The 16188-nt window shown below is 67.5% G+C and carries 14 protein-coding genes; 7 read left to right on the top strand and 7 right to left on the bottom strand.

Features of this window, described 5'->3' with window-relative positions:
- The first annotated feature begins 99 nt into the window (after window positions 1-99).
- On the top strand, window positions 100-1332 hold the full coding sequence (locus Q8L83_RS11375; protein ID WP_305287006.1) for a cation:proton antiporter: 1233 nt from the start codon (window positions 100-102) through the stop codon (window positions 1330-1332).
- A 14-nt stretch (window positions 1333-1346) separates the two neighbouring features.
- Here the strand turns inward: Q8L83_RS11375 and purB are convergent, their stop codons facing one another.
- From purB to Q8L83_RS11360, 3 genes are all read right to left on the bottom strand, one after another.
- The gene (gene purB, locus Q8L83_RS11370) at window positions 1347-2651 is read right to left on the bottom strand and encodes an adenylosuccinate lyase (RefSeq protein ID WP_305287004.1); all 1305 of its coding nucleotides are present in this window, start codon (window positions 2649-2651) and stop codon (window positions 1347-1349) included.
- Window positions 2652-2713: 62 nt separating this feature from the next.
- A complete protein-coding gene (locus Q8L83_RS11365) occupies window positions 2714-4174 on the bottom strand; it encodes an MFS transporter (RefSeq protein ID WP_305287002.1) in 1461 nt (486 codons plus the stop codon).
- Between the two features lie 117 nt (window positions 4175-4291).
- Window positions 4292-5677 carry an MFS transporter gene (locus Q8L83_RS11360; protein WP_305287000.1) on the bottom strand — a complete coding sequence of 462 codons (1386 nt, stop codon included), beginning with the start codon at window positions 5675-5677 and terminating at the stop codon, window positions 4292-4294.
- Window positions 5678-5780: 103 nt separating this feature from the next.
- Between Q8L83_RS11360 and Q8L83_RS11355 the strand changes: the two genes are divergently transcribed.
- The 4 genes from Q8L83_RS11355 (at window position 5781) to Q8L83_RS11340 (ending at window position 7775) form a co-directional block, all read left to right on the top strand.
- Window positions 5781-6425 (top strand): glutathione S-transferase family protein, encoded by a 645-nt coding sequence (locus Q8L83_RS11355; protein ID WP_305286998.1) that lies wholly within the window; start codon window positions 5781-5783, stop codon window positions 6423-6425.
- Between the two features lie 59 nt (window positions 6426-6484).
- On the top strand, window positions 6485-6946 hold the full coding sequence (locus Q8L83_RS11350; RefSeq protein WP_305286996.1) for an MliC family protein: 462 nt from the start codon (window positions 6485-6487) through the stop codon (window positions 6944-6946).
- 227 nt (window positions 6947-7173) lie between these two features.
- Entirely contained in the window at window positions 7174-7419 is a 246-nt protein-coding gene (locus Q8L83_RS11345) for a hypothetical protein (protein ID WP_305286994.1), read from the top strand.
- Window positions 7416-7775 (top strand): DUF6481 family protein, encoded by a 360-nt coding sequence (locus Q8L83_RS11340; RefSeq protein ID WP_305286992.1) that lies wholly within the window; start codon window positions 7416-7418, stop codon window positions 7773-7775. The genes Q8L83_RS11345 and Q8L83_RS11340 overlap by 4 nt, the downstream gene beginning before the upstream one ends.
- A 68-nt stretch (window positions 7776-7843) precedes the next feature.
- Here Q8L83_RS11340 and radC read toward each other — a convergent pair whose 3' ends face one another.
- Complete coding sequence (radC, locus tag Q8L83_RS11335; RefSeq protein WP_305286990.1) at window positions 7844-8584, bottom strand: DNA repair protein RadC; 741 nt, start codon at window positions 8582-8584, stop codon at window positions 7844-7846.
- 16 nt (window positions 8585-8600) lie between these two features.
- Complete coding sequence (locus Q8L83_RS11330; RefSeq protein WP_305286988.1) at window positions 8601-9797, bottom strand: acyltransferase family protein; 1197 nt, start codon at window positions 9795-9797, stop codon at window positions 8601-8603.
- Between Q8L83_RS11330 and Q8L83_RS11325 the strand changes: the two genes are divergently transcribed.
- Window positions 9796-10734 (top strand): LytTR family DNA-binding domain-containing protein, encoded by a 939-nt coding sequence (locus Q8L83_RS11325; protein ID WP_305286986.1) that lies wholly within the window; start codon window positions 9796-9798, stop codon window positions 10732-10734. The two genes, Q8L83_RS11330 and Q8L83_RS11325, sit on opposite strands and share 2 nt — an antisense overlap.
- A gap of 51 nt (window positions 10735-10785) precedes the next feature.
- Window positions 10786-11790, top strand: coding sequence for an NADP-dependent oxidoreductase (locus Q8L83_RS11320; RefSeq protein WP_305286984.1), 1005 nt, complete (start codon window positions 10786-10788; stop codon window positions 11788-11790).
- 13 nt (window positions 11791-11803) lie between these two features.
- Here Q8L83_RS11320 and map read toward each other — a convergent pair whose 3' ends face one another.
- Window positions 11804-12628 carry a type I methionyl aminopeptidase gene (gene map, locus Q8L83_RS11315; protein ID WP_305286982.1) on the bottom strand — a complete coding sequence of 275 codons (825 nt, stop codon included), beginning with the start codon at window positions 12626-12628 and terminating at the stop codon, window positions 11804-11806.
- Window positions 12629-12777: 149 nt separating this feature from the next.
- A complete protein-coding gene (locus Q8L83_RS11310) occupies window positions 12778-16110 on the bottom strand; it encodes an autotransporter domain-containing protein (protein WP_305286980.1) in 3333 nt (1110 codons plus the stop codon).
- Window positions 16111-16188 lie beyond the last annotated feature (78 nt).

The raw sequence follows: 16188 nt of genomic DNA, 5'->3' as shown, positions 1-16188 counted from the left end.
AGATCGGCTACCACAAATAGACCTGCTGACATGGCTGACGGCAATGGGCTTGCGAAGGCGGCCTTCGGCTGTCGTCGCGTTCCGCGTTTCGGAGATGCGATGCCCCACGACGACTCCCTGATTCTGACCCTGGTGGCAGGCTTCGTCCTGGCCTTTGTCTTTGGCATGCTGGCCAATCGGCTGAAGCTGTCGCCGCTGGTGGGCTACCTGCTGGCGGGGGTGGCTGTGGGTCCGTTCACGCCTGGATGGGTGGCCGATGTCTCCCTGGCGGGCCAGCTCGCCGAGATCGGGGTGATCCTGCTCATGTTCGGGGTGGGGCTTCACTTCTCGCCGGCCGATCTCCTCAAGGTGCGGCGGGTGGCCGTTCCAGGGGCAGTGGTGCAGATCGCCGTGGCGACGGCGCTGGGCTGGGGCGTGGGGCGGCTTCTGGGATTCTCTAACGGGGAGGCGGCGCTCTTCGGGCTGACCTTGTCGGTGGCCTCCACCGTCGTGCTGCTCCGCGCCATCGAAGAACGAAAGGCGCTCAAGACGGAGGCCGGCCAGACCGCCGTGGGCTGGCTTATCGTCGAGGACCTGGTGATGGTCATCGCCCTGGTCCTGGTGCCGCTGATGGCGCTCAACCAGGTGGGGACCAGCTCTGGCGCGGTGGCTCTGCAGATTGGCTCGACCCTGCTTCAGATCGCCATCTTCATCGCCTTCATGATGATCGTCGGCGCCCGGGTGCTACCGTGGCTGCTCGTCAGGATCGCGCACACCAAGTCACGGGAGCTCTTCACCCTGGGCGTCCTGGCCATCGCGCTGGGCATCGCCTACCTGGCCTATGCGGTGTTCGGGGCGTCCTTCGCCCTGGGGGCCTTTGTGGCCGGCGTGGTGCTGAGCAGTTCGCCGCTGGGCCACAACGCCGCCGAGCGGTCCCTGCCGCTGCGGGACGCCTTCGCCGTCTTGTTCTTCGTGTCGGTGGGCATGCTGTTCGATCCCGCCGTGATCGTCGATCGGCCCCTGGCGGTGATCGCCGTGGTGCTGATCGTGGTGGTCGGCAAGTCGGCCGCCGCCCTGGCCATCACCAGTCTGTTCAAGCTGGAGAAGCGCTCCAGCCTGATGATCGCCGCCAGCCTCGCCCAGATCGGCGAGTTCTCCTTCATCCTGGCGGGCGTCGGGGTGTCTGTCGGGATCATGGCCCGGGAGACCCACGACCTGGTGCTGGCCGGCGCCCTGATTTCGATCCTGGCCAACCCCTTCGTATTCCGGCTGGCCGATCGGCTGGGACGCTCAAAGGACGAGGAACCGCCCGCCGACGGCAGGGTAGAAGCGCCGGTCCCCGCGGGGCCGTGATTTAGGTCAGGCGCCTAGGCCTGCTCGCCGAACACCCGCGCGAAGACCGTGTCCACGTGCTTGAAATGGTAGCCGAGGTCGAACAGCGCCTCGAGTTCGTCGTCGGCCAGGGTGATCTCGGGATCGGCCTTGAGGAAGTCCAGGAAATTGCCCTCGCCGCGCCAGACCTTCATGGCGTTGCGCTGGACCGCCGCATAGCCGCCCTCTCGCGAGGAGCCCTTCTGCGTCAGGGCCAGCAGCACACGCTGGGAGTGGACCAGACCGCCCAGGCGGTCGAGGTTCTTGACCATGTTCTCCGGATAGACCACCAGCCGCTCCATCACGCCGGCCAGGCGGCGCAGGGCGAAGTCCATATGGATGGTGGCGTCCGGCGCGATGCCGCGCTCAACCGACGAGTGGCTGATGTCGCGCTCGTGCCACAGGGCGACGTTTTCCAACGCCGGGACGGCGGCCGAGCGGATCAGGCGAGCGAGGCCCGTGAGGTTCTCGGTGAGGATCGGGTTGCGTTTGTGCGGCATGGCGCTCGAGCCCTTCTGGCCCACGTCGAAGGCTTCCTCGGCCTCCAGCACCTCGGTGCGCTGCAGGTGGCGGATCTCGACGGCCAGGCGCTCGATGGACGAGGCGACGACGGCCAGGGCGCAGAAATAGGCCGCGTGGCGGTCGCGCGGGATCACCTGGGTGGAGACGGGCTCGACGGCCAGGCCCATCTTCTGCGCCACATGGGCTTCGACCTGCGGCGAGACATTGGCGAAGGTGCCCACGGCGCCGGAGATGGCGCAGGTGGCGATCTCGAACTTCGCCATGGCCAGGCGCTCCTTGGCGCGCTGGAACTCGGCGTAGTGGCCGGCGAGCTTGAGGCCGAAGGTGGTGGGCTCGGCGTGGATGGCGTGGCTGCGGCCGACGCAAGGGGTCATCCGATGCTCGAAGGCCCGCTTCTTCAGGGCCGCCAGCACCAGGTCCACATCCTCGATCAGCAGATCCGTGGCGCGGCTGAGCTGGACGGCCAGCGCGGTGTCGTTGACGTCCGACGAGGTCATGCCCTGGTGGAGGAATCGCGCCTCAGGCCCCACCACCTCGGTGACATGGGTCAGGAAGGCGATGACATCGTGCTTCACCTCGCGCTCGATGGCGTCGATCCGCTCGGCGTCCCAGACCACGTCACGGCCCTTGGCCCAGATGGTCTCCGCCGCTTCCTTCGGGATCACGCCCAATTCCGCCATGGCGTCGGCGGCGTGGGCCTCGATCTCGAACATGATCGAAAAGCGGGTCTGGGGCGACCAGATGTCGGCGGCGTCGGCGCGGGCGTAGCGGGGGATCATGGGCGGGCTCCTTGGACACCGGCTGATGGAGGCCAAGGCGCCCGCCTGTCAAGGCGAAGGGGTCAGTCTTCGCCCGACGCCGCCAGGGCCGAGGCCATGTCCTTGGGCAGGGTGATGGCCGCCAGCAGATAGTGGACGCCGGCCCAGGCATAGATCAGCAGGTTCCAGATGATGCCCTGGCGGGAGCCTTCGGCGATGGCTGCGCGACAGGCCGCATCCACCACAGGGCCAGCGCCGGGCGCGCCGATGCCGCCGGGGCAGAGGGTGAAGAAGTCCCCCATATTGTTGGCGGCGAACAGGTGCTGGCTGATCATGTCGATGCACCAGCCGCAGAAGGGCGGGCCAAAGCCCAGCGCGATCAGGTTCAGGACGAAGAACAGCAGGGCCGTGGCCGTGGCCCGCATCCGCAGGGACACTGCGTTCTGGATCACCCCGAAGGTCGGGCCCAGATAGGTATAGTGGAAGATGCCCGGCAGCAGGAGCAGGGCCGCGGCCCAGCGCCAGTCGTTCTGCAGATAGACGAGGATATAGAGCGGACAGGCGATCAGCAGGCCGATGGCCGGCACCAGCGCATACCAGCGCCCCGAGCGCTTGCCGGCCCAGTCGGTGAGGAAGCCGCCCATCAGGGTGCCGACGCCGGCGGCGACCCCGCCGATCAGGCCGAAGATCAGGCCGACGGTGGCCAGGTCCAGGCCGAACATGCGGATGAAGTAGGCCGCCTGATACTGGCCGGTGCCATAGCTGGCGAACGAGGCGATGGTGATGCCCGCCACCATGTGGAAGAAGCTCCAGCGCCCGAAGATGCGCTTGGCCACCGCCAGGATGGAGGGCGGCTTGATCGTCGCCGGGGGCACGGTTTCCTCGCCCTCGAGTACGGGCGTATCGACCACGGGCGCCTGTTCGGAATAGCCCCGGGGCGGCTCCTTGACGAAGAGCTTGAGGGCGATGGCCACCAGGATGCCCGGCAGGCCGACCAGGACGAAGGCCGCGCGCCAGGAGATGTTCTGGGCGATCCAGCCCCCGGCGACCGCGCCGAACATGGTCCCCAGCGGAATGCCGAACGAGTAGATCGACAGCGCCGTGGCGCGTCGGCGGGGCTCGTAATAGTCCGAGATCAGGGAATGGGCGGGCGGCGACAGCCCGGCCTCGCCGACGCCGACCCCCAGACGGAAGAGGATCAGCATAAGGAAGTTGTTGGCCATGCCGCAGAGCGCGGTGAACCCCGACCAGATGACGATCGAGATGGAGATGATGTTGACGCGGTTCCGCCGCTCGGCCAGCCGGGCGATGGGGATGCCCAGGGTGGTGTAGAGGAGGGCGAAGGCCAGGCCGCCCAGCAGGCCGAGCTGGGTGTCGGTGAGGCCGAGGTCGACCTTGATCGCCTGACCGATGGTCGAGATGATCGTGCGGTCGATGAAATTGAAGGTGTAGGCCAGGACCAGCAGGCCCAGGACGCTGGTTTTATAGCTCTCTGAATAGAGAGGCTTGGGCGCGATCGTCGCCCCCGGATCGATGGCCGTCACGTCTCACTCCCCCGAACTGTTATCGTCCTTTGGGGGCATCTGGACACAGGCTTGACCGCTGCGCCAGAGGGCAAAGCGGGTCTCGCCCGACGCTGGGATGCGCCGGGCGAGACGGCCTTAGCCGACGTGGTCTTCGCGGATGGTCTGGGTGGCCCGCCAGAAGCAGTAGAAGGCCACCAGCCCGAAGCTGGCCGACACGATGAGCGCCCAGCGGACGCCTTCGCCCGAGCCCATGTTCATGCCCACGGCGAAGTAGTCGCTGAGCAGGCCGACGGCGAGCGGGCCAAGGCCCAGGCCGATCAGGTTGATGATGAACAGCAGGATCGCCGAGGTCGTGGCGCGCATGTGCGGCGGCACGATCGACTGGGCCGTGCCATAGACCGGGCCATACCAGATGGTGCCGAGCAGGCCATTCACCGTCAGCAGCAACAGGGCGAGCGGCACGCTGCCGATCGTCACGGCGGCGATATAGATCGGGATGGTGATCAGCGAGGCGAGCGCCGGGGCGACCATCTGGGCGCGGAGATCGCGGGCGGCGAACTTGTCGGCGATGAAGCCGCCAAGCCAGGAGCCCAGCGCGCCGGCGGTGCCCGACATCAGGCCAAGCGCCAGCCCCAGGAAGCCGATCGACTGCAGATTATAGCCCACCGTGGCCCCGACCGTAGAGGCCAGGGACTGGACCTGCTCGGGATAGTTCCGGAGGAAGAAGGAGGCGGTGAACGGGGCGTGGCCATAGCCGATGAAGGCTTTGATGGCGGCGGCGAACGAGATGTGCCAGAAGGTCTTGCGGCCCTTGAGGAACTTCATCGTCTCGGGGAAGGTCGCCGAGCTGGTCTGGATCTTGACGGTGCGCCGGGCGAGCTCCTTGCGGGGCTCGGGCAGGGTGAAGATGGCCAGGATGGCGAACAGGATGCCCGGGACGCCCGCCACGAAGAAGGCGGTCCGCCAGCCATAGGCGTCAGCGATCAGACCGCCAAAGATCAGACCCAGGAGGCCGCCGATCGGCGTGCCCATGGAATAGAAGGCGAGCGCCGTGGATCGGTTTTCCTTGGGTACATAGTCGCTGATCAAGGAGTGGGCGGGCGGGGTGCAGCCCGCCTCGCCGACGCCGACGCCGATCCGGAAGAGGATCAGTTGCACGAAGTTCTGCGCCACGCCGCAAAGGGCGGTGAAGCCGCTCCAGACGGCCACGGCTGTGCCGATGATCAGCGGACGGTTGCCGCGCTCGGCCAGTCGGGCGATCGGAATGCCCAGGACGGTGTAGAAGAGGGCGAAGGCCAGACCACTCATCAGGCCGAGTTGCCAGTCGGCGAGACCGAGGTCCTGCTTGATCGGCTCGGCCAGGATGTTCACCACCTGGCGGTCGAGGAAGTTGATGGTGTAGATGCCGAGCAGCAGGCTCAAGGCGTAGGTCCGCACCGGTTTGGCGAGGGGCGTGATTCCCTCTGCCGGGGGAGCCGCCGTATCTGGCGCGGGCGCGCCCGGCGCGGTGGAATCTGTCATCTGGCTGGGTCTCCTGGGCATAAGGCTTCTTATCGTTGAGGCACTCTAGACAGGCTCTCCTGGGCTTGGGCAAGTGCGATACCCAGATTTCGAGGAGGTTAGGATGGAGCTGGTCATTGGGACGAAGCGCTGGTCCACCTGGTCGCTGCGCCCCTGGCTGGTGCTGCGCAAGGCCGGGGCCGAGTTCACCGAAACCCTCGTGGAGCTTCGCCAGGGGGAGGCGACCCAGGCTCAGATCGCCCCGCATTCCCCCTTCGGCCAGGTTCCGGTGCTGAAGGACGGCGAACTGATGATCTGGGACTCCCTGGCCATCTGTGAACACCTCGCCGAGCGTTTCCCAGACGCGCGCCTCTGGCCGGAAGATCCCGCCGCCCGCGCCCAGGCCCGCGCCGCCAGCGCGCTCATGCATTCGGGTTTTTCCGCCCTGCGCAGCGCCTGCCCCATGGCCTTGGACCAGGCGCCGGCGCCAATCGAGGTCACCGACGCCCTGGCCGCAGACCTGCGCCGTCTGGCCACCCTGTGGAACCTGATGCTGGACCGGCATGGCGGCCCATTCCTGGCCGGATCCTGGTCGATCGCCGACGCCTTCTTCACCCCCGTGGCTTCGCGCCTGCGAACCTACGAACTGGCCCTGACCGACTTCGGCGGGGGGCCAGAGGCCGACGCCTATGGGGCCCGCCTGCTCGAGGATGCCGACTTCCGGGCCTGGGAAGCGGACGCCCGGGCTGAGGCTCGCGCCGCCGTATAGGTGTCGACCGTGATTTAGCGGTGGGGCCGAATGGCGTTACACTGAGCCAGGAGGTCGCCATGGTCCGTTCCCTGTCATTGAGCGTGTTGGCGCCAGCCCTGGTCGCGACGACCGCCTTGGCCGCCTGCGAACCGGCCGGCGGCCCTGCGCCAAGCCCTGAAATCGTCGCGGTCGAGCCGGTGGCCCAGGCCCTGGGCAGCCGTCCGATTCTGGAAGACAGCGCCATTGTCTATCGCTGCGCCAATGGCGAGCGTCTGCGGGTTGATTATCGCCGGGACGAGACGGCGATCATCGAATATCGCGGCGAGACCAAGCTTCTCACCCTGGCGCCGGCGGCCAGCGGCGCGCGCTATGTGGGCGATGGCCAGCAGTGGTGGATCAAGGGCCAGATCGAGGGGGTCCTGAACAGGCTGGAGCCCGGCCAGGCGGTGGCCACGGCGGACGGGACCGTCTGCCGCGTGGCTACGGCCAGGCCCGCCCAGGCTGTCGGCGCAATTTCCACTGAACCGCCGCCCCCATGAGACCGCTATGCTGGCGCCGGCCGCACATTGATGCTAAGGTGACCGGACATTGCACTGGTTCGGTTGCTCTCCACGCCCGCTCTTCGGATCGAGCCCGAGCCTACTTCGATCCTCGCCGGCAATTCTGATGAACGCCCTCAAGGATGGGGGTGCGAACACTTGTGCTTGAACGACGCGGCCAGGACCCTCGTGGCCGCGCTGGACCTGCTGAACCTAGGAGGACCACCATGTCCACCCTCGAACGCGCCTATTTCCTCGCTCGCTCTGGCGAAGTCGCCGATCTGCCTGAACTGAAGCTGCGCCTGAAGGGCGAGGGCTTCCGCGCCGTTGACGCGTTGCTGGCCACCTATTCGGTCCGCCGCCATTTGCAGGCGATCTGTGCGGCCACCTTCCGGTCGGCCGAGGCCAATACCGAAACTCCCTCCGAACCCGAAGCCGCCGACGCGGCGCAACACGACGAAAGCTCCACATGAACCAAAACGACCGCACGAGTTTCTCTGAACGCCTGAAGACCGCCGCCGAAGCCAAGAAGGCCCTGCTGGCCAACTTCAAGCCCAAGCCCGCGGCCGTCGATCCCCAGTTCGCCGAACGCGCCGCCCTGCGCGAAGCTGAGCTGGAGCGGGTCCGTCAGGAGCGTCTGGCGGCCAAGGAAGCCAAGAAGCAGGCCGCCGCCGAGGCTGAAGAGGCCGCACGCCTGGCCGCTGAAGCCGTCGAGGCCGAAGCCCTCGAGGCCAAGCGCGGCGAGCGCAAGGCGCGCAAGGCCCTGACCAAGGCCGAGCAAAAGGAAGCTCGCGATCGTCGATACGCCGCCCGCAAGGCGCGCCAGTAAACATTTGAGACGCCAGGAGGGCGCGTTCGTCGCGCCCTCGACGCCTCCGCCCCATCGGCGAGGCGGAGCTACATCAGCCCCAACGCCTTGAAGCTCGCCACCCCGTCGCGCCCCACCACCAGGTGGTCGTGGACGGCGATGCGCAGGGTCCGGCCCGCCTCGACCACCTGCCGGGTCATATCCACATCCGCCGAGGACGGCGTCGGGTCGCCCGACGGATGGTTGTGCACCAGGATGATGGCGCTGGCCGACAGCTCGAGCGCCCGGCGCATCACCTCCCGCGGATAGACCGGCGCATGGTCCACCGTGCCGTGGTTCTGCACCTCATCGGCGATCAGTTGGTTCTTCTTATCCAGGAACAGAACCCGGAACTGCTCACGCGCCTCATGCGCCAGGGCCAGCTTCACATAGGCCAGCAACTGGCTCCATGAAGTGATCACCGTCCGCCGGGCGACCTGTTCGCGGCCGATGCGCAGGGCGGTGTGATGCAGCAGCTTCAGGTCCAGGGCCACCGATGGTCCGACCCCCTTGACGCTGCGCAGCTCGGCCACCGAGGCGCCGAGCACGGCGGCGAGCGAGCCGAACCGGGCCAGCAAGGCCTTTGCTAACGGTTTGACGTCGCCTCTGGGGATCGAGCGAAAGAGATGCATCTCCAACAGCTCGTAGTCGGGGAGGGCTTCGATCCCGCCCTTCAGCGCCCGGTCGCGCAAACGTTCCCGATGACCCAGATGATGCGGCGCGACGGCCGCAGCGCCCCAGAGCTCAGCCTGGCGGGAGAGGTCTTCGGAAAGGCCGGCGGCGTCGGACATGGGACCAGAATGTTCCTCATCCGTTCTGGATTGGCAAGGCCCGATCTGGTGATGATTTCGCCGAGGCTTCAGGTTTCAAGCCAAACAGGGGCCGGAGCAGGCCGGTCCGGCGGACGATCTCATAGGTCACGCCGCACGTGGCGACGGTGAGGCCGATCAGGAGGGCCGCCTCCAGGCCCTGAGGCAGGCCCACCCGCGCCAGATGGTGACCGGCGACGACAATCACGGTCTGGTGGACGATGTAATAGGGGAAGACCGCCAGGGTCAGGTAGCTCAGGGCCGGGTGGCTGCGGTTGAGGTGTCTGGCGCCGAACCCCAGAATGGCGACGATGGCGCACCACTGATCGACCGCATAGACGAACCGCATGGTCACGACGAGGCCGGCGGCCGGGGCGGTCGTGGCGTCCCGCCAGGTCCAGGCATAGAGGCTGAAGGCCAGGTAGGCGCAGATCGCCAGGCCGAGGGCCGGCCAGCGCAGCGCGATCAGGCGGTCCCGGATGATCCCGGACTTGGCCGTGAGATAGCCGAACAGGAACATGCTGAACGACAGGACGTGATTGTACCCGTCGTCCACCAGGGTGTGGGTCACCCCGAACCTCGGCAGCAGGATGGCCCGAGCCAGCCCCAGAAACGCGATGGGAGCGACCACGAGCGCCCAGGCCGGCAGCCGCTCGAGCTGCTGCTCCAGGCCACGCAAGGCCGGCTTCGCCCACACGATGAGGCCGGCCAGGGCCAGGGTGTAGACCAGCAGATAGGCCACGAACCACAGGTGGTTCCAGGTCGGTGTGATCAGGCAGCCGTCGGCGTCGCACCAGTTTCCCGAGGCGGTCAGGTAGCGGCCATAGAAGGCGAGATAGCCCTGGTCGAAGCTCAGCTGTTCGACGATCTCGTAGTAGGACTGCGGCGGGACGATGATCAGCATCCCAAAGACCAGCGGCGGCAGAAGCCGGGCCGTGCGCTGTCGGGCCAAGACGCCGGGCGCGAGCTTGTCGGCCATGAAGCGAGTGGCCGCGCCCGAGACCAGGAACAGCAGGGAGAGCCGCCAGGGATTGGTGAGCAGCATCACCGGCTCCAGCCATGCGATCGGCTGCGGGCTCTTCACGTGCCAGTCCCACGGCACATAGAACATGCCCACGTGATAAAGGATCAGCAGCAGGAAGGCGCCGATGCGGATCCAGTCCAGGTCATGGCGGCGCAGGCCGGGGTCGCTCATGGCGCAAACTCCATCTCAGGGCGTTCGCCTCCTTCGTCAGGGGATCGTCCGGCTGGCGAAAGGCCTCTGGGACAAGCGGCGCGGCGGCGGGGACGAGCGGCGCGGGCCAGACTGGCTCGCCTGGCTTGCGACCGACCCGGCGGGCCGCCAGCTGGTCCTCGGCTGGGGCGTGGTGCTGATCGCCGCCGCCGCGGTCTGCCTGCTCAACGTGCTGGGATTCACCCAGGGTGGGCGAGGCCGGGTCGTCGAACACCTGGTCTATGAGGGCTCGAGCTGGCTTGCGATCGCGCTCCTGGCTTGGCTGCCGTGGGTGGCGCTCAGGGGGACCAGGACATGGCGGTGGCCCGCGCGGGTGGTGGCTCAGGCCGTGGGCGCCCTGGTCTTCTCCCTTTTGCATGTGGGGCTGTTCATCCTGTTTCGCGCCACGGCCTTTGGCGTCCTCGATCACCCCTATGACCCGGTCATGGCCATGGCCGAGTACCGCTACGAGGTCTGGAAGGACGTGCTGGCCTACGCCATGTTCGCCGGCTGCTATGGGCTGGTCGGGCGATTGGACACCGCGCGGCCTGCCGAGCCCGGGCCCACGGCGCCCCTGTTGGACGACGTCTTCGACATCCGCGACGGCGCCCGACTGGCGCGCGTGCGGCTGGACGACATCCTGGCGGTGCGCAGCGCGGGCAACTATGCGCAGTTTCATCTGCGCGACGGGCGCCGGCCGCTGATGCGCAGCTCGCTGGCCGCCCTGGAGTCTGAACTGGCGCCCAGGGGGTTCTGCCGGACACACAAGTCCTGGCTGGTGAACAGCCGGGCCGTGCGGGGCCTGACGCCAGAGGGCTCCGGCGATTATGAGGTGGCGCTCGAGGGAGGCCTCAGCGCGCCCCTGTCGCGACGATATCCACAAAGCCTGCTACGCCTGCGATCATCTCAAGTCCCGTGACGCGGGTGAATTCGAAGGAAAGCTCGAGGTCAGCTCTGGGACGAGCGCCCGATGGGCGCTATCACCGCCGCCATGACCCAGACTCGCCAGATCCACCTCGTCCGCCGTCCGAACGGCAAACCTGTCGCCGCTGATTTCGCCCTGGTGGAGGTCCCCGTGGCCGACGCCGGCGAAGGGGAAATCCAGGTGAGCGCGCTGATCATGTCGGTGGACCCCTATATGCGGCCGCGCCTCGACGCCGATCAGGCCCTGGACGCGCCCCTGCTGGGCGGCGGCATCGGCCGGGTGGTCCAGTCTCGGAACCCGAAGTTCAAGGAAGGCGATCTGGTCCGGCACGGGGCGGGGTTCCGTGAGACCTTCGTCTCGGACGGCAAGGGCGTCTCGCGCCTGCAGCGCGACCCGGAGCTGCCGCTGAGCGTCTATATGCACGCCCTGGGCGGCACCGGCATCACGGCCTATGGCGGCCTGCTCGAGACGGGCGCTCTCAAGGACGGCGAGCAGGTTTTCATCTCCACGGCCGCCGGCGCGGTTGGCTCGGTGGCCGCCCAGATCGCCAAGATCAAGGGCTGCTATGTGGTCGGCTCGACCGGCTCGGACGACAAGGCCGCCTGGCTGCGGGACGAGGTCGGGCTCGACGCGGTCATCAACTACAAGACCCAGGACCTGGCCCAGGCCCTGAAGGACGCCACCCCCAACGGCATCGACGTCTATTTCGAAAATGTCGGCGGCGCCCATCTGGACGCCGCCCTGCCACGGATGAATGTCCGCGGCCGCATCCCCGTCTGCGGCATGATCTCGACCTATAATGGCGGCGGCGAAGGGGTGCAGAACCTGTTCAGCCTGATCTATGGCCGCATCCGCATGGAAGGCTTCGTAGCCAGCGACTTCGCCCACCTGAACGCCGCCTTCGTCGCCGACATGACCGAATGGCTGAAGTCAGGACAGATCAAGTATCAGGAGACGGTGCTCGACGGCTTCGAGCGTGCGCCCGAAGGCCTGATTGGGCTGTTCGAAGGCGCCAACAGCGGCAAGATGCTGATCCACATCGCCGACTGAGGCGCGATCTGCCTCAGGCCGTCTCGATGGGCGGCTGGAAGAGGCCGGCTGGGGAGGCGGTGAAGATCTCGGCGCCGTCTTCGGTCACGCCGATGGAGTGCTCGCACTGGGCCGAGAGGGACTTGTCCCGGGTGACCGCGGTCCAGCCGTCGGCCAGCACCTTCACCGCCGGCTTACCCAGGTTCACCATGGGCTCGATGGTGAAGAACATGCCGGCCTTCAGCACCTCGCCCTGACCCGGCTGGCCGAAGTGAAGGATGTTCGGGGCGTCGTGGAACACCTTGCCCAGGCCATGGCCGCAAAAGTCGCGGACCACGGAGCAGCGCATGGACTCCACATAGGACTGGATGGCGTAGCCGATGTCGCCGGTGGTGGCGCCCGGCTTCACCGCCGCGATGCCGCGGGCGATGGACTCGTATGTGACCTCCACCAGGCGCTTGGACCGGGCCGAGACCGGGCCGACCCCATACATGCGGCTGTGATCGCCATGCCAGCCGTCGATGATGCAGGTGACGTCGATATTGGCGATGTCGCCTTCGCGCAGCACCCGCTCGCCGGGAATGCCGTGGCAGACCACGTGGTTGACCGAGATGCAGACCGTCTTCGAATAGCCCCGATAGAAGAGGCAGGCCGGCAGGGCGCCGTGATCGAGGATGAATTCGCGGGCCAGACGGTCCAGGTCGTCGGTGACGACGCCGGGCACGACATAGGGCGTCAGCATGTCCAGGCATTCGGCGGCCAGTCGGCCGGCCTTGCGCATGCCCTCGAAGCCCTCGGGCCCGTGGGTGCGGATCTGGCCGTCGCGGTACTCGGCTTCAAGAACGTCGGTGGTGCTCATGGCGGTGCGAAACTCCCGGTCCGTCTGCAGTCAGCCAGCCGGCCAAGGGGCGGCGCAGGCGAAACGTCTGAATGAGGGCTATGTCGCAATCCTAGCACAAAACTTCAACGCCCGCCGCAGGTCCATCCGCGGCGGGCGTTGGCAGTCACCTACCAGGCGATGGAGGCTGTCGCGGCCAGGGCGTGGCTTTCGCTCTGATCGGACGCGCCGTAGCGGTAGTTGAAGCTGAGGCGGGTGTTGGCGCCGGCCATCGCCTCCACCCCGGCCGACAGGCGCAGGCTGGTGCGGCCGGGCGAAGCGGCGCGGCTGGTGAAGGTCGCGCCATCGAGACTGGCCTCGCTGCGGCCCTCCACATCGGCGAACTCCTGAAGCACGAAGGCCGAGGCCTGCGGCTTCAGGGTCAGGCCGCCCCACGGCGTCTGGCGACTGACTCGCACGCCGACGCGGCCCTGAACGGCCTCGCGGGTGGCGGCGGACAAATCCAGGGCCGTGAGGGCCGAGCCCTGTTCGACCACGGCGTCACGCTCGATGCGGTCGGCGGCCAGGCCGGCGGCGAGGGTGACGTCCAGGGCCCGGAAACCCAGCTCGCGGCCGGCCTCAAGATCGACCCCATAGGCCTCGCCTTGCGGCTTGGCGAAGACGGTCTGGGGACCGGCCGGGAGGGCGAGGGTCCTCGTCGTCTTGTAGCTGTCGCGGCTCACCGACACTGCACCGTCGATATAATGCGGCCCCTGGCGCCAGCCGGCGTAGACGAGGCCCTGATGGGAGAATGTGGTCGCAGCACCCATGGCGGCCGCGTCCACGTCCGTCTCGGAATAGCCGACGGCGGCGCCCACCAGCAGGCGGTCGCCAAGGCGGCGATCGGCGCCGACGGCGACATGGGTGCGCTCGCTGTCATAGCCCAGGGCCCAGGCGTCGGCTTCGACGTCCCAGGTTTCGACATTCACCCGGCCCCACACCCGCTGATCGGTGTCGAAACCGTCAGTGATGCGGGCATGAAGCGGCGCGCGCGCGGCGCGCTGGCTCTGCAACATTGTGTCGAGGGTTGCGGCGTGGATTTCGCCTGAGACCTGATGCAGGGTCAAAGCCGTCTGATCGACATTGAGACCGGCCAGGCTGCGGGTGAACGGCGCGGCCTGGGCGCGCTCATGGGCGGCCGGGCGCACGGTGTCGAGGGCCGCGCCCACGGCCTGGCCGTTGGCGCGTCCGGCCAGGACGGCGTAGCGGTCGGGCGTGACCACCAGGATCACGGCGTCCGGCTGATAGACCACCTCAAAGCGGGCGTTGGCCGGCATGCCGTTGGCCGGCTGGACGATGGCCTCATAGGCGCCGATGACGCCGCCCTGCGCCGTAATCACCTGGAAGGCGTCGCCAATGGACGGGGTGAAGCTGTTGGTCGCAGCGCCTGTGATGCCCCGGGTGATCGGCGCGATGGTTCCGCCTGCGGTATAGACGCCGCCAGCGCCGGTCAGGACCAGGGTGTCATAATGCCCCGCGCCGATCCCGGCGGTACGTCCGTCAATATCGAGCGCGAGGGTGCTGCCCGCCGCCTGGGTCAGGCTACCGGCGATCACCAGGCGGCCAGGGGAATTGCCTGGCGCGATGACGCCGTTGGCGACGACATCGCCGGCGATGCTGCCGCTGCCGCCCATCTCTCCGCCGGCCTCAACCCAGACGTTTCCGGCGAAGAGGTTATTGAAGCTGAGGCGGCCTTCCTCGACGCAGGCGCCGATGGCGTTGGCGCCGGCGGCGAGCAGGTTGAGATGGCCGAGGCCGACCTTGGTGAAGCAGGCGTTTCCGGCGATGGCGCCGGTGAGGTTCACCGTGTGGCCGCCAGTGTCGAACTGGCTGTTAGCGCCGTTGACGACCACGGACTGGTCCATGGCGAAGTCGCCGCCGACCGCGAAGCTTCCGCCCGTCTGCAGGAGGATCACCCCACCGGAGGCGCCCAGAGCCTGCTGGTTCTCGACCACGACGCGGCCCTGCTGGATGTCCAGAAGGCCGTGGTCATTGACGCCGCTGAGGGTGAGCACGCCCGCGCCGAGCTTCTGGACCGCGCCGCCGCCGGTGATATCGCCGTTCAGGCGCATCTGGTGATCGCCGGTGTCGATCCCGCCCCCTTGCCCGGCGCCGATGTTAAGGGACTGGCCGACCGTGACGTCGCCCAGCGTGCGCAGTTGGGCGCCTTCGGAGATCGAGATGTGGCTGCCTGCGCCGCCCAGGGCGCCGACATGGTTGAAGGCCAGGACGCCCCCCGCCAGACGGATGCCGGCATAGGTGTTTTCGCCGGTCAGGGTCAGAACGCCGCGGCCGGTCTTGGTGAGCTGGCCCACCCCGGTGACCGCGCCCGACAGCGTCAGGTCGTGGCCGGCGGTGTCGATGGTGCCGCCCGCTGCGAGAATGGTGAAATCGATGTCGGTGGCGCCGGTGGAACCCAGGGTCAGAGCGCCGCCGTCGAACACCGGGATGACCTCGCCGGTCTTCAGCTGGTCGACGCTGTAGGATGCGCTGGTGTCGATCGTGGGCGGCGGCGGTGGCGGTTGGGCGGTTTGAGCGCCGCCGCCGCTGCTGGCCTGGACGGCCGCGGCGATGTCGGTGCCGAAGATGTAGCGATAGGTCAGGGTGATGCTCGAGCCGCTTAGCAGCGTGCCGATATCGAAGCCCAGCCCGATGGTGTTGTCGCCATTGCCGACATTGGTCCCGGCGAGATAGGGCGCGGTCGCAGGCGTCCAGCTCGTGACGGCGGAATTGTGGGTCGTCGCGTCGTTGGTATAGAGCCCGATGACGTATTTGGAGGCCAGCGCCTCAGCATAGACCAGGTCGGATTCCGGCACGCCGGTGGCGCCGCGGAAGTTGTTGGTGGCGCTTGAGTCCCCTGCGGCGGCCACCGCATCGGGATCGATAAATCGCGCAAAGGTCAGGTTCGTAAGATCGACCAGCGCCTCGATCGTCGTGCCGATGTTGAGCTGTTGGCCATCGTTGTTGAACGCGTAGTCGTGGGTGATGTTGAACAACCCGCCAAAGGCTCCGGTCCAGACGGCTCGGTTGTCGCTGGTCGTGCCGTCATGGGCGACGCCATTATAGCTGGTCAGGATGCCGCTAATATTGGCCGAGCCCAGGTTGGAATTGTTGTTCGTCGCGGTGAAGGCTGAGCCCGCGACGCCGCTGATCGTGAAGCCTTCAAAGGGAGACCCAGGCGTCAGGTAGTCGTAGGCGGGATTGAAGGTTCCCATGCCAGTCCCGTCATAGAGCACGCCGGGCGATGTGTTGCCGCCGACCCCCAGGGTGCCTTTGTCGTTGAGCCCGATCTTGATGTAGTCGCCGCTCAAGACCTCATTGGAAAGGGGTGCGGCGGCGGCCGTCGCCGGCAGACCTAAGGCGACGCCGGCCAGGGCGGCGAGGACAAGGCGCGAGGCGCCGGAAATCCGCGCGTGGCGGGCGGTGGCGAGCGGCAAGACGCCGGAAAGCAAGTGAGCAGACACGGAAGATCCCCAACTGAAATGACCGTTGGAGCTATCGCGAAGGGGAATGGGCGGAGCGTTACTGACCGCTGCGACATG

It is taken from the genome of Phenylobacterium sp. (genome assembly GCF_030680185.1).
Taxonomy (GTDB): Bacteria; Pseudomonadota; Alphaproteobacteria; order Caulobacterales; family Caulobacteraceae; genus Phenylobacterium.
This window is presented reverse-complemented; position numbering and strand designations above follow the sequence as displayed.

Coding starts and splice junctions, on each gene's coding strand:
- Q8L83_RS11375 (WP_305287006.1), top strand. CDS start 100: ATGCCCCACGACGACTCCCTGATTCTGACCCTGGTGGCAGGCTTCGTC.
- purB (WP_305287004.1), bottom strand. CDS start 2,651: ATGATCCCCCGCTACGCCCGCGCCGACGCCGCCGACATCTGGTCGCCC.
- Q8L83_RS11360 (WP_305287000.1), bottom strand. CDS start 5,677: ATGACAGATTCCACCGCGCCGGGCGCGCCCGCGCCAGATACGGCGGCT.
- Q8L83_RS11355 (WP_305286998.1), top strand. CDS start 5,781: ATGGAGCTGGTCATTGGGACGAAGCGCTGGTCCACCTGGTCGCTGCGC.
- Q8L83_RS11350 (WP_305286996.1), top strand. CDS start 6,485: ATGGTCCGTTCCCTGTCATTGAGCGTGTTGGCGCCAGCCCTGGTCGCG.
- Q8L83_RS11345 (WP_305286994.1), top strand. CDS start 7,174: ATGTCCACCCTCGAACGCGCCTATTTCCTCGCTCGCTCTGGCGAAGTC.
- Q8L83_RS11340 (WP_305286992.1), top strand. CDS start 7,416: ATGAACCAAAACGACCGCACGAGTTTCTCTGAACGCCTGAAGACCGCC.
- radC (WP_305286990.1), bottom strand. CDS start 8,584: ATGTCCGACGCCGCCGGCCTTTCCGAAGACCTCTCCCGCCAGGCTGAG.
- Q8L83_RS11325 (WP_305286986.1), top strand. CDS start 9,796: ATGGCGCAAACTCCATCTCAGGGCGTTCGCCTCCTTCGTCAGGGGATC.
- Q8L83_RS11330 (WP_305286988.1), bottom strand. CDS start 9,797: ATGAGCGACCCCGGCCTGCGCCGCCATGACCTGGACTGGATCCGCATC.
- Q8L83_RS11320 (WP_305286984.1), top strand. CDS start 10,786: ATGGGCGCTATCACCGCCGCCATGACCCAGACTCGCCAGATCCACCTC.
- map (WP_305286982.1), bottom strand. CDS start 12,628: ATGAGCACCACCGACGTTCTTGAAGCCGAGTACCGCGACGGCCAGATC.